General features: G+C 63.0%; 12 protein-coding genes and 1 riboswitch. Of the genes, 4 read left to right on the top strand and 8 right to left on the bottom strand.

Annotated features, from left to right (window positions below; all coding sequences use genetic code 11):
* Together L861_RS23660 and L861_RS13495 are read left to right on the top strand one after the other, a co-directional pair.
* Positions 1-637 (top strand): transketolase-like TK C-terminal-containing protein (locus tag L861_RS23660; RefSeq protein ID WP_330217783.1); only part of this gene is annotated, 637 nt, incomplete at its 5' end.
* A 58-nt stretch (positions 638-695) separates the two neighbouring features.
* Positions 696-874, top strand: a riboswitch (FMN riboswitch).
* 73 nt (positions 875-947) lie between these two features.
* Positions 948-1,427, top strand: a complete 480-nt coding sequence (locus L861_RS13495; RefSeq protein WP_016417005.1) for a 6,7-dimethyl-8-ribityllumazine synthase — start codon at positions 948-950, stop codon at positions 1,425-1,427.
* A 90-nt stretch (positions 1,428-1,517) separates the two neighbouring features.
* Here the strand turns inward: L861_RS13495 and L861_RS13500 are convergent, their stop codons facing one another.
* The 7 genes from L861_RS13500 to L861_RS13530 all read right to left on the bottom strand — a co-directional run bounded on the left by L861_RS13500 (position 1,518) and on the right by L861_RS13530 (position 10,410).
* Positions 1,518-2,477 carry a D-ribose ABC transporter substrate-binding protein gene (locus tag L861_RS13500; protein WP_016417006.1) on the bottom strand — a complete coding sequence of 320 codons (960 nt, stop codon included), beginning with the start codon at positions 2,475-2,477 and terminating at the stop codon, positions 1,518-1,520.
* A gap of 12 nt (positions 2,478-2,489) precedes the next feature.
* Entirely contained in the window at positions 2,490-3,653 is a 1,164-nt protein-coding gene (locus L861_RS13505; protein ID WP_016417007.1) for an ABC transporter permease, read from the bottom strand.
* Between the two features lie 27 nt (positions 3,654-3,680).
* Complete coding sequence (locus L861_RS13510; protein ID WP_236617162.1) at positions 3,681-5,255, bottom strand: sugar ABC transporter ATP-binding protein; 1,575 nt, start codon at positions 5,253-5,255, stop codon at positions 3,681-3,683.
* A complete protein-coding gene (locus tag L861_RS13515) occupies positions 5,252-5,908 on the bottom strand; it encodes a DUF2291 family protein (protein ID WP_016417009.1) in 657 nt (218 codons plus the stop codon). The genes L861_RS13510 and L861_RS13515 overlap by 4 nt, the downstream gene beginning before the upstream one ends.
* 57 nt (positions 5,909-5,965) lie before the next feature.
* On the bottom strand, positions 5,966-7,756 hold the full coding sequence (locus L861_RS13520; RefSeq protein WP_016417010.1) for a glycerol-3-phosphate dehydrogenase: 1,791 nt from the start codon (positions 7,754-7,756) through the stop codon (positions 5,966-5,968).
* A 36-nt stretch (positions 7,757-7,792) separates the two neighbouring features.
* Positions 7,793-9,352: an FGGY-family carbohydrate kinase gene (locus L861_RS13525; RefSeq protein WP_016417011.1), complete on the bottom strand. Its 1,560-nt coding sequence runs from the start codon at positions 9,350-9,352 to the stop codon at positions 7,793-7,795.
* 74 nt (positions 9,353-9,426) lie between these two features.
* Complete coding sequence (locus tag L861_RS13530) at positions 9,427-10,410, bottom strand: sugar-binding transcriptional regulator (protein ID WP_016417012.1); 984 nt, start codon at positions 10,408-10,410, stop codon at positions 9,427-9,429.
* A 164-nt stretch (positions 10,411-10,574) separates the two neighbouring features.
* On the opposite strand from L861_RS13530, the gene L861_RS13535 reads away from it, so the two are divergent.
* Together L861_RS13535 and L861_RS13540 are read left to right on the top strand one after the other, a co-directional pair.
* Positions 10,575-11,369, top strand: coding sequence for a hydroxypyruvate isomerase family protein (locus L861_RS13535; protein ID WP_016417013.1), 795 nt, complete (start codon positions 10,575-10,577; stop codon positions 11,367-11,369).
* Between the two features lie 48 nt (positions 11,370-11,417).
* Positions 11,418-12,191: a triose-phosphate isomerase gene (locus L861_RS13540; protein WP_016417014.1), complete on the top strand. Its 774-nt coding sequence runs from the start codon at positions 11,418-11,420 to the stop codon at positions 12,189-12,191.
* Between the two features lie 235 nt (positions 12,192-12,426).
* On the opposite strand, the gene malG is transcribed toward L861_RS13540, so the two are convergent.
* A complete protein-coding gene (malG, locus tag L861_RS13545) occupies positions 12,427-13,317 on the bottom strand; it encodes a maltose ABC transporter permease MalG (protein ID WP_016417015.1) in 891 nt (296 codons plus the stop codon).
* Positions 13,318-13,324 lie beyond the last annotated feature (7 nt).

Raw genomic sequence — 13,324 nt, forward strand, 5'->3', positions numbered from 1 at the left:
TGCCTCCATCGGGCTCGGCGAGGACGGCCCCCCCCACCAGCCGATCGAGCAGTTGGGGGCGCTGCGCAGCACTCCCAACCTGTCGACCTGGCGCCCGGCCGATGCGGTGGAGACCGCCGCTGCCTGGGACGCGGCGCTCAAGCGTCATGGCGCGCCCACCGCGCTGGTGCTGTCGCGCCAGACCCTGCCGCACCAGGCGCGCACCCAGCAGCAGTTGGGCGAGATCGAGCGTGGTGGGTACGTATTGAAAGAGAGCATCCTCAAGGACAACGTGGTGACACCCGAGCTGATCCTGATCGCCACCGGCTCCGAGGTCGGCCTGGCGATGGATGCTGCCGTCGAGCTCGAATCCCGAGGCAAGGCGGTGCGCGTGGTGTCGATGCCCTCCACCGACACCTTCGATGCCCAGCCCGCCAGCTACCGCGAGGCGGTACTGCCCAAGGCGGTCACCAAGCGCCTGGCCATCGAGGCCAGCCACTACGCCTACTGGTACAAGTACGTGGGCCTCGATGGGCGCATCGTCGGCATGGATGGCTTCGGCGAGTCGGCCCCGGGCGGCGACCTGTTCAAGCACTTCGGCTTCACCGTCGATAACGTCGTGGAGCAGGCTGAAATTCTGCTGATGGAAGTCAGCTAGATCTGGCGCCGCCATGCCGCTCGACGTAAAATGACGTGGCCGTGGATCTACCACGGCCACGTGTTCTCAGGGCGGGGTGAAAGTCCCCACCGGCGGTGATGGCGACTTTTGCCTCAGCCCGCGAGCGCCCGATCCGGTTCCTGCGTCTCTTTCCTGGCGACGCGGCCAAGATCGGGGTCAGCAGATTCGGTGCGATTCCGAAGCCGACGGTGATAGTCCGGATGGAAGAGAACGGCTCCGTTGACGGGTGCTCGCGCCCGGCGATTGGTTCCGCATGCCCTGATTCTGGTTATGATAAACGAGGAAGACCATGAATCAGTCAACCCCCAGTCAATCCCCCCGTATCGCCTTTATCCAGGCCAGCTGGCACAGCGATATCGTTGGCCAGGCCCGCGAGGCATTCACCACCACTCTCGCCGAGAAGCACGGCATCGAGGCCGATCGGGTCGAGGTGTTCAGCGTTGCCGGTGCCTACGAGATTCCCCTGCAAGCCAAGCTGCTGGCCAAGAGCGGTCGCTATGACGCCATCGTCGGTGCCGGTTTCGTGGTCGATGGTGGCATCTATCGCCACGACTTCGTCGCCCAGGCGGTGATCGACGGCATGATGCGGGTGCAACTCGACACCGAGGTACCAGTGCTATCGGTGGTGCTCACCCCGCACCATTTCCACGAGCACGCCACCCACACAGCGTTCTTCCACGAGCACTTTGTGTCCAAGGGACGCGAGGCCGCCGACGCTTGCGCCATGACGTTGGAGAACCACCGCAAGGCACGGCAACTGGGCGACTGACGTACGACACCGCAACGACACTGCCCGGCACTTGGCCGGGCAGTGTCGTATCAGATGGGATGGGTGTGCCCAGGTGCTTGAAAAGGAGCCCTATTGCTGCGCTAGTACGAAGGGGGCGGTGTACTGATCCACGTTGTCCGCGGTGACGAGGAGGCAGTCGAAGAGGTGTTTCTCCTCACTAAGCCCGGTCTCACCAGTACGGATGTACTCGTCTGCCATGCGAACCGCCTGCTCGGAGAAGATAGCCACCGGCTGCAGGACCGTGTAGGCCATCTCGCCGGCCTTGACCGCATCGACCGCGTCGGGCGAGCCATCGAACCCACCGACCACCACGTCGTCTAGCTTGCCGGCTTCCTTGAGCGCTGCGATCGCACCGAGCGCCATCTCATCATTGCCGCTGATCACCCCCTGGATGTTGGGATTGGCCTGCAACAAGCTCTGCATCTTGTTGTAGCCCTGGGTGCGATCCCAGTTGGCGACGTCCACGCCGACCCGCTCCAGGCTCGGATACTGACTGAGCACGGTCTCGTAGCCGTTCGAGCGCGTCGCGGCGTTATTGTCGGAGGGCGCGCCCTTGAGTTCGACGTATTTGGCCTCGCCGCCGATTTCCTGTACCCACTGCTGGGCGCCCAACGCCGCCCCCTGAGCGTTATTGGATACGAGTTGCGCCTCGGCCAGTCCCTGCTGGTTGATCTCGGCATTGACGATGAACACTGGGATCCCGGCGTCGACGGCCTTGCGCACGGCGCCAATGGAACCGTCGGCATTGGCCGGGTCGAGAATGATCGCCTTGGCCTGATTGGTGATCGCGGTATCGATCTGCCGGCTCTCGGCGTTGGTATCGCCTTTGTGAGAACTGACATTGGCCTGATAACCCAACTCCTCGGCGGTCTCGCGGGCAACCTTGCCCTCGGTGAACCAGTAGGGGTTGGAATTGTCGTTGACGATGATCGAGATGAGCCCCTGATCCTGGGCCGAGACGGCTCCGGCGAAGAACGGAGCGCTCACGGCGAGAGCGGCGATCAGCAGGCGCTTTCCAGTCTTGAACATGGTGGACCTTCCTTACTGTTGTGGTTGTGATGCCGATTCCTCGGCTGGGCTTTCCACAGCGGTATTCGTACGCCAGGTCGCAGTACGCTGCTGTGAGGAAGACGTCTGAGCGTCGGAAGGCGCCGGGCGCTTCTTCTTCCGACCGCTGTATTGAATGCTGTTGAGCAGCACGGCGAGAACGATGACGGCACCCGTGAACACGGTCTGCCAGTAGGACGAGACGCCGATGATCACCAACCCGTCGGACAGGAAGCCGATCACGAATGCCCCGAGCAATGTGCCCCGCACGTTGCCACGGCCGCCGGTCAGCGCCGCCCCGCCGATGACCACCCCGGCGATGGCGGTCAGTTCGTAGGTGGTACCCGCCGTCGGTCCTGCCGAGGTCAGCTGCGACGACAACACCAGGCCGGCGATGGCGGCGCAGATCCCCGACAGTACATAGACCGTCACCTGCACGCGCTTGACCGGCACCCCGGACAGTTCCGCCGCCCGAGCGTTACCACCGGTGGAATAGACCCAGCGGCCGAAGGGGGTGCGCGTCAGCGCCAGCATGGCGGCGATGGCCACGGCTGCCAGAATCAGCACACCGACCGGCACGCCGAACAGCCGATTGAAACCGAGCCAATCAAAGCCGGTATTGCCGAGCTCCGGGCTGCCGCCGAGGTTGTTGTAGGTAAGGCCATCGGTCATCAGCAAGGCGACGCCGCGGGCAACGTAGAGCATGCCCAAGGTCGCGACGAACGCCGGCACCTTGAAATAGGCGATGAGTACGCCGTTGATCGCGCCGACGAAGGCCCCCAGGGCGCAGGTCAGGACGACGACCGCCCATACCGGGGGATACACCACGACGCCGAAGAACTCGAACGACACCCCCTGCATCAGGAAGCCGGCGAAGACGCCCGCGAACCCCAGCGTCGAGCCTACGGACAGGTCGATGCCGCCGGTGAGAATGACCAGCAGCATGCCGATGGACAACAGTCCGAAGATCGCCACATGCGATGACATGGTCAGGAAGTTGTTCGCCGAGAAGTAGACCGGCGACAGGATCGAAAAGATGATGATGATCGCGATCAGGGCGAAAAACGCCCTGCCCTCGAGCAGCAGGCGTCCCAGGTCGAAGCCGCCACCGGACGATCTCGTTTGGGAGCCATTTGCCGCTTGGCTGACGTTGGTCATTGTTATGTACTCCGCTATTCGTGTGGATCACGCGACCACGGCTTCACCCGAGGCGGCCATGATCTCTTCTTTAGTGACGTCGGCACCGAATTCCGCCGAGATTCTGCCGCGGCTCATCACCACGACTCGGTGAGCGATGCTCAGGCATTCGCCGACCTCGGAGGTCGAGAAGACGACGGCCAGCCCCTGCCGCGCGCCTTCACTGAGTAGCCGGAACACCTCGGCCTTGGCACCGATGTCGATACCGCGGCTGGGCTCGTCGAGCAGTACGACCCGGGGATGCGTCGCCAGCATCTTGCCGATGACGACCTTCTGCTGGTTGCCGCCCGACAGCGAGCCGATGTCGGCCCCACCGCCGTCGGTCTTGATATGCACGTTGCCGATGGAGGCCTCGACGACATCCTGTTCCCGCCGGCGCGAGGTGAAGAGCCACTGTGTGAATGCACCGATACTGGCCAGCGAGAGGTTCTCCCCCACCGACATCGTCTGGACGAGCCCGTCGCGCTGGCGGTCCTCGGGCACCAGCACCAGGCCCTGCTCGATGCGCTCGGCGATGCTCAGGCTCGAGACGTCATGGCCCTCGAGCACGACACTGCCTCCCGTCAACGGGATGCGGCCGGCGACGCTCTCGAGCAACTCGGTGCGACCAGCGCCCATCAGGCCGTAAATGCAAACGATCTCGCCGGCACGCACGTCGAGGGATAGCCGGTCGACGACCGATCGGTCGGGTACTGAAGCGTCCGCGACGGACACCTCGCGCAGCGACAGTGCCACGTCTCCCATGCGGTAGCCGGTGGGCGGTGAACCGAGGTCGAAGCCCTCGCCGACCATGTTGCGCACGATCCACTCCAGATCGATGTCCTTGCGCTGGGCATAGGCCGTCATGACGCCGTCGCGCAGCACCACCGCGTGGTCGGTAATCTGCAGCGCTTCCTCGAGGTGGTGAGAGATATAGACGATCGAGACGCCACGGCTCTTGAGATCACGGATCACCCGAAACAGCACCTCGACTTCGGAGGCGGAGAGCGCCGAGGTCGGCTCGTCCATGATCAGGATTCGCGAGTTCGCCGACAGCGCCCGGGCAATCTCGACGATCTGCTGCTGCCCCAGGCGCAGGTCTTCCACCGGGGTCAGCGGATCGATGGGCTCGTCCAACTCCTCCATCAGCAGACGCGTCTGGCGCTCCTCCTCGGCGTAGTCGATGTTGGTCGGCCCACCCAGCTCGCGTCCCATGAAGATGTTGTCGCGCACGCTGAGATTGGGCGCGAGACTCAGCTCCTGATGGATGATCGAGATGCCGAGACGCTGCGCCTCCGTGGTCGAGGTGACATTCACCGGTTGGCCATCCAGGAGGATCTCGCCCGATGTCGGCTGAAGCACGCCCGACAAGATCTTCATCAACGTCGATTTGCCGGCACCGTTCTCGCCGAACAGGGTGGTGACCTGGCCGCGATGGATATCGAAGTTCACCGTCTTCAGGGCATGGACATTGCCGAACGACTTGGCGATGTGGCGTGCCGAAAGGATGACTTCATCGTTGCTGTCTTCTTTGTGAGGTATCTGACTCATTGCATGCTCACCCTTGAGGGATGTCTGGCTCACTGAACGTCCAGCCGAACCGGTGTCACGAGCCAGTTGTGCGGATTGATCAGTTGGAAGACGCCAGTGACCGAAATGGCCATGCCGGTCAGGTCACCGGTGTCGATATCCGACAGCACCTGCTGCTTCATCTCGGCGTTGATTGCCGCCCCGGCATTCTGGTACTCGATCTGGTTGGTGAACTGGCCGAATTGGATGTCACCGGTGGCATCGCGCAGATCGGTCCCGTTGATGGCCGGCCCGGTCTGCACCCGAATCGTCAGATCGTCGGGAACGCCTTCGACATTGACCGTGTAGATGCCGGCCTTGCCCTCTCCAACCACACCGGAGAAGCTGAGGGGAATCACCGGCGCGATACCGGACGGCACCCCGTAGCGCTCGCCGGCTGCGGTCTGGTCCTCGGCGATGGCGGCCGCCAGCTCGCTGGCCTCGACGGCACGCTCCTCGACGCTGTCTCGCACGATGGGGAAATGCTCCGCACCGAAGCGTTCGGCCGAGAAACCCTCATCGCGCAGATCCGCTTCCGATCCGATCTTCACGACCGTGGTGTCCAGGGCCATGGCGCCCAGCAGGACGAACGCGATACCGATTGCCGTAGCGAGTCCACGCCCCTTCCTGGGGCGAGGTATCGGTCCGGCGTTGACTGATGCATTCATGGTGAAAAGACCTCTTGTTGTTGGAATGTCTGTGCCGTCGCAAGCGAAGGGCCGGGCTTAGGAAGTGGCGACGCTGTCGGCGTGGGCGTCGGTCTTGACGCCCCGAGGCTCACCGACCTCCCGTGCCACCCAGGCCTCGACCCGCTCGACCTCCGCATCGCGCATGACCAGGTAGAGCTTGGTGCGTCGCTCGAGAATGTCGGCGGCGCTGCGCGCCCACTCGTGCTCGACCAGATAACGAGCTTCCACGGCGTAGAGATCGGCCCCCAGGTGCTCGCCCAGGTCCGCGTGGCGCTTGGCCTCGCCGAGGATCTGTCGGGCGATGGTGCCGTAGAGGCGGGCATAGCGGGTGACGGTGGTCTCCTCGAGCCAGGGATAGTCGCGTTTGAGCCCTTTCAGGAAGGTCTCGAAGTCGGCCCCCGGCATGTCGCCACCAGGCAGCGGCGCGGTCTCGTTCCAGGTCTTTCCCATCTCCGGGAAGTAGGGCGCGAGCTTTTCCAGACCGTGCTCGGCGAGCTTGCGATAGGTGGTGATCTTGCCACCGAACACCGATAGCAGAGGCGCCTTGTCATTCGTGTCGGAGACATCGAAGACGTAGTCGCGAGTCACCGCCGAGGGGTTGTCCTGGGCGTCATCGAATAACGGACGAATACCGGAGAAGCTCGTCAGGATGTCGTCATGGGTATAGGGGATCTTGAAGTAGCGATTGACCACACCGAGCAGGTAGTCGATCTCCTCCTCGTCGATGGCCACCTTGTCAGGGTCGCCCTCGTAGACGATGTCGGTGGTGCCTACCAGCAGCTTGTCGCCCTCGTAGGGATTGACGAAGATCACCCGCTTGTCGTCGTTCTGCAGCAGATAGGAGTTGGCGGTGGCGTAGCGCTTGGGCAACACGATGTGGCTACCCTTGACCAGCTTGACCCTGTCCTTGCCCCCTTGATCGAAGGCGCCCTTGAGTACCTTGTCCACCCAAGGGCCGGCGGCGTTGATCACCGCCTTGGCGGCGAGAGTGGTGATATCCCCGCTCTCGGTGTCGGTGAGCTCGATCTCCCAATGATCGGCCAGCCGGGTGGCCTTGGTGCAAGCAGCACGGGTGTAGACCTTGGCCCCGAGGCGTGCGGCGTCGAGTGCATTGAGAACCACCAGGCGGGAATCGTCCACCCAGCAGTCGGCATACTTGAAACCCTTGGGGTACTCGTCCTTGATCGCCTCGCCTTCCGGACAGGTATGCAGGTCGAGGCTCCGACTGCCAGGCAACAGGTCGTCCTTACCTCCCAGGTGGTCGTAGAGGAACAGGCCGGCCCGGACCAGCCAGGCCGGACGCTGCTCGGGACTGTGAGGCAGCACGAAGCGCATCGGCCAGATGATGTGTGGCGCCTTCTTCAACATGACGCTGCGCTCCTTGAGCGCCTCGCCTTCCGGACAGGTATGCAGGTCGAGGCTCCGACTGCCAGGCAACAGGTCGTCCTTACCTCCCAGGTGGTCGTAGAGGAACAGGCCGGCCCGGACCAGCCAGGCCGGACGCTGCTCGGGACTGTGAGGCAGCACGAAGCGCATCGGCCAGATGATGTGTGGCGCCTTCTTCAACATGACGCTGCGCTCCTTGAGCGCCTCGCGCACCAGGCGGAATTCGTAGTACTCGAGGTAGCGCAGGCCGCCGTGAATCAGCTTGCCGCTGCGCGACGAGGTGCCCTGGGCCAGGTCGTCCTTCTCGCACAGGACGATGGACAGGCCGCGACCGGCGGCGTCCCGGGCGAAGCCCGCGCCGTTGATGCCGGCACCGATGATCAGCAGGTCATAGCGGGGACGGCGGTCGCGCGTCTGGGCCTTGGCGGATGAATCGGACATGCTTGCCTCCATTCGGGAAAATCGTGGACCGCTTCATCATTCGGCGGTGACGCGCTCGAAATGACGCCAAAAGCCATCCGAGTTGGTGTAGGAGCGACGGTAGACCCCGAACAACCTCTCGTAGAGGTTCTGCAGGGCGGGATCGGGCACCACGCATTCTTCGGCCAGGAAGGGGGACACCCAGGTCTGGCAGGCCTCGGCCAGGTCGCGGTGGTGCCCCAGGCACAGGCTCGCCACCATGGCGGCGCCGGCCGCGCCGGTTTCGCCCCGCGTCATGGTGCGTACCGGCACGCCCATCACCGAGGCTAGGATGGTGCATAGCGTCTTGCTCTGGGCGGCGCCACCTGTCAGCCGCAGCTCCTCCGGGTGGGCCTCCAGGGCGTGGTAGCAGTCGCGGGCGGCGAAGGCGACACCCTCGTAGATGGCCCGCGCCATGTGCAGATGGTTGACCTCGGTGGAGAGTCCCAGGAACTGGGCGCGGGCGCGGGGGTTGAAGAAGGGACCGCGTTCACCGTTGGCGCAGATGAAGGGGTGATAGACCACCCGCCCCGGTTCGGTAGTGGCCAGCGCCGCATCGAGCCGCGGCAGCAAACCTTCGGCGGTCAGCGGCGCTTCACCCAGCGCCTCGAGCATCTGGTTGAGGCCCTTGATGAACCACTCCAGGTTGAGCGTGGCGGCCATGTTGGAGCACAGCTGGACCCAGGTATCGGGCGCGATGCAGGGCATGGTGTAGCAGGATTGGTTACTGAGCACGATGTCGAGCGGGTTCTCGCGCACGCACAGATGGGCTCCGGTGGTGCCAATGATGCTGCAGGCTACCCGCTTGCCGGGCTCATAGACGCCGGCGCCTAGGGCGGTGGCCAGCATGTCGACCGGCGCCAGTACCACCGGGGTACCCTCGGCCACCCCGATCTCCCGCGCCACTTCTGCACCGAGGTCGCCATGTTCGCGGCTGCCGTCGAGAATCCGCGGCAGTCGCTCGCGGTACTTGGACAAGCCGAACTGCTCGAGCACCTCGTTCGAGTAGTCGCCGCTGCGAAAGTCACCGTAGGTCCACAATGCCTCGGCCGGGTCGGTGGCACGATCGCCGGTCAGGCAGAAATACAGCCAGTCCTTGCAGTGGAAGATGGTGGCCGCTGCTGCGACACGCTCGGGATCGTGACGATCGAGCCAGCTCAGTTGGCCGCTCTGGATCGACTGGTTGAGGCCGGTACCGGTACGGCGGTAGGTCTCGGGACCGGTACGGGTCGCCCGCCAATGGGACACGATGTCACTGGCGCGACTGTCGAGCCACAGCAGGGCATCGCCCACGGGACGGCCCTGGTCATCGATCATCCAGGTACCGTCGCCCTGGCCGGTTACCGCGATGGCGGCAAGCCGCGGAGCGAGTTCCGGGTGCTTGGCAAACAGGTTCTTGAGCGTGGCCCGGGCAGCCTCCCAGGTACCTGAAAGGCTCTGCTCGACTCCGCCGTCGGGGCGGGTCTCGAGCCGATTCTCGCACTGGGTCTTGGCCAGTTCCCGGCCCTGGCGCTCGAAGGCCACCGCCTTGATCACCGAGGTGCCGGCATCCAGACCGACGATCACGTCATCCGGCATGGGCGTGTCTCCTGATGTTGTCGTTCTTCTATTCGTTTTCGTTGTCGTTATGGCGTGGGCTGGGCCTGGCGTGGCTACGTATCGCCCTCGTCTAGCAGAGCAAGCACCTGGCGAGCGACGATCTCGTCGGTGATCAGCCCCTTGAGCAGGCCGCTGCGTAGCACGGACAGGGTGGCATGCACCTTCTCCTCGCCACCGGCGACGGCAACGATGTTGTGTTCACGTAACTGCTCGAGGCCCAGTCCCAGGGTGCGGCTGTTGATCTCGCAATCCACCAGGTTGCCATTGGCATCCAGAAACTGGCCCAACAACTCCGCCTCGGCGCCGGCCTCATGAAGCTTGCGGCAATCCTCGGCATCGATTTCCCCCAGTTCCTTGAGCAGGGAATGCCCTTGGGACGGTACGGCTCCCAGCCCGACCATGGTCAGGTCGGCTGAAACCGCAATATTGATCACGTCCTGGACACTGCGCTGCTCCATCAGCACCCGTTTGTGCTCCGCGGTGTCGGCAAACAGAGGTACCGGCAGCAGGTACCCCTCGCCTCCCGTCTTGTCGACCAGGCGGTGAATGACGTCATAGGGGTTCAAGGCCATCTTGCGTACGACACTTCCCAGTACCGGGACCATCTTCAGGTCGGGGTAGTCCATCTGCGGGAGACGGTTGACCATCTCCGACAGACTCCGCCCCCAACCCAGTCCCAGCACCTCGACGTCCTTGGCATCCAGACGACTCTTCAGGTAATGGGCAGCGGCCGTTCCCAGGTTGGCGAAATGGTTGACCCCTTCCTCTACGGGCATGGCAGGCACCACGGAACAGACATCGAGGTTCATGCGCTGCTTCAGCTCGTCTTCCAGTTTCAGCAGATCCTCGGGAGAGCCCTGAATGAAGACCTTGACCGCGCCCATGTCGTGAGCCATCGCGATCAAACGATGCACCTTCATTCGCGACACCATCAGACGATCGGCGATCTCGGCCTGGGTATAGCCGCCAACATAGGAGAGCCATGCCGCGCGCAGGGCCAGGTCCTTTTCGCTATGGCTCGAATGGTTGTTCTTCATCGACTGCTTCCGTTTTGAAATTTTTTTCGGTTGATGTTAAAAATAACGCTAGTGAACATTTTTTAGGCTGTCAACCGGTTTTCCCCACCTCCCGGCACCCCGTGAAACGGCGGTCCTCACTGCCGTCTTCCTTGGGTCCGAACACAACAACGCTGGAGACCAACATGCTAAAGCTCGCTGCCAATCTGACGTTCATGTTCACCGAAGTGCCCTTCCTGGCACGTTTCGCCCGGGCCAAGGCAGCGGGAATTCGTTACATCGAATTCCATAACCCTTACCCGTTCTGTGAAAGGCCCGAGCGGATTCGCGATGCCGCCACCGAGGCCGACGTGGAAATCGTGCACTTCAACCTACCGGGCGGAGATTGGGAGTCGGGGGAACGCGGTCTTGCCGTCTTGCCTGAACGAACCAACGAGTTCCGTGAAGGCGTGGATGCCACCATCGAGATCGCCAGACAGCTCGGCTGCGCGCAACTCAACTGCCCGCTCGGTTATCCACGCAACGACCTGTCCGAGGAGATGCAGCACAGGACGCTGGTCGACAATCTGCGCCATGCCGCCGACGCCACGGCACAGGCCGGCATCCAGTTGATGGTGGAGCCGCTCAATCCGATCACCCACCCCGGCTATCCACTGGTGAACACCACCCAAGCTGCCGCCCTGCTGGATGCTGTCGGCCATCCCAACCTGTTGATTCAGTATGACTTCTATCAAATGCAGCGCTCGGAAGGAGAGCTCATCGAGACGGTTCGTCGCTACAACGAGCGCATCGGCTTCATTCAACTAGCGGATAACCCGGGGCGGCATGAGCCGGGGACCGGCGAGATCAACTACCGCTTCCTGTTCGCCGAGCTCGAGCGCATGGGCTTCGATCGTTACGTCTCGCTGGAGTACACCCCCAGCGGCACGACGGAAGACTCACTGCACTGGATTCGCGATTACGGCATCCGGCACGACTGAACCGGGCCCCCGTTGCCCCCACAACCGACCGCACCACAGGAGTACGCCATGACGACGCCGTTCTGGGTAGGCACCAGTTGGAAGATGAACAAGACATTGGATGAAGCGGCCCACTATGCGCAGGCCCTTCGCGGGGTCGACCTGTTTCGCGACGAACGTCTGCAGGGCTTCGTGATTCCCCCCTTTACCGCCCTGCACCACGTCTGCCAGACACTGGCCGATGAGCCACTGATGGTCGGTGCCCAGAACATGCATTGGGCCGAACGAGGCGCTTTCACCGGCGAGATTTCACCACCGATGGTCAAGGACTGTGGCGCCGATATCGTGGAGTTGGGGCATTCGGAGCGCCGCGAATACTTCAATGAGACCGATGCGGCTATCAATCTCAAGGTCAAGGCCGCCCTGGCCCACGGGCTGCGCCCATTGATCTGCGTTGGCGAGACCGCCGAGGAGAAACGCTTGGGAGTCGCCGCCGATACCGTGATCCGTCAGTGTCGCATCGCCCTCAGCGACGTCGCCGATGAGGATCTGGACAAGGTCCTGATCGCCTATGAACCGGTATGGGCCATCGGCGAGCATGGCACGCCAGCTACCGCAGATTACGCCGGTTGGATTCATCGCCATATCCACGAGGCACTGCCGACGACTCCCCAGGGCACTTCCATCCCGGTGCTGTACGGCGGCAGCGTCAACCTCGACAACTGTGCCGCTCTTGCCACGCTACCGGAGGTATCCGGGCTCTTCATTGGACGCTCCGCCTGGCAGCCTGAAGGCTTGCTGGCCATTGCAGAGCGAGTCGTTACAGCTCGGTTCGGCAACTAACGACTGCTTGCTGGTCCACTGAATGTTTCCACAAAAAAGCCCCAGCCAAGACCGGGGCAAGACGCGTCGCAGTAGGATGAGGAAAATCGGTTCACAACGGGCACGAAGACGCAGTGAGCGATGACAAGACAAGGCACAACATCGTCGAAAAAGCGGAGTTTACGAGAGTAAATGAGCATTTTGAGACGATGTTTAACGCAGTATTGTTGAGCGCAGCCAGTCTTCGTGCTTGTTGTCAGCCCTTGACGCCTCCCGATGTCAGCCCACCGACGATCCAGCGCTGGCAGAGCAGGAAGGCAATGGTGATCGGCAGACCGGAGAGCACCGCGGCAGCGGCGAAGTCACCCCAACGCTGATTGTGGTCGGCCAGGTACTGCTGGGCGCCGACGGCCAACGTCAGTTTGCTTTCGTCGAGCAGCAGCACCGAGGCCATGGGGTACTCCATGATCGACATGATGAAAGCGAGGATGAACACCACCATCAGGATCGGTACCGACAGCGGTAGCAGGATGTGCCGGAAGGCCTGCCAGGTACTGGCGCCGTCGACCATGGCCGCTTCCTCTAGTGAACCGTCGATCGACTCGAAATAGCCCTTGATGGTCCAGATGTGCAGCGCCACCGCTCCCAACGAGGCAAGGATCAGCGCGCCATGGGTATTGATGCCGAGCCAGGGCACCAGTTGACCGAGCCGATCGAACAACGCGTAGAGTGCCACCAGGGAGAGCACTGCCGGGAACATCTGGAAGATCAGCATGCCCTTGAGAATCGGCGCCTTGCCCTTGAAGCGCATCCGCGCGAAGGCATAGGCGCTGGTGGTGGAAAGCAGCAGGATCATCAGCGAGGACACCACCGCCACCTTGATCGAGTTCCACAACCACAGCAGCACCGGAAACGGTGGTTGCACCACGCTACCGTCCGGACGCTCCCAGGGGATGCCGAAGGCCAGCGCCCAGTGTTCCAGCGAGAAACGCTCGGGGATCAGGTTACCGGTGGCGAAATTGCCCTCGCGGAAGGAAATCGAGATCACCAGCAGCAGCGGGAATACGACCAGGGTGACGAAGCCCGCCAAGGCGAAATGGGCACCCAGCTTGCGGGTGCGGATGGAACGAGGTTGAACCATGGCCATAGCGAGT

The sequence above is a fragment of the Litchfieldella anticariensis FP35 = DSM 16096 genome, from assembly GCF_000409775.1.
GTDB classification, from domain to species: Bacteria; Pseudomonadota; Gammaproteobacteria; order Pseudomonadales; family Halomonadaceae; genus Litchfieldella; species Litchfieldella anticariensis.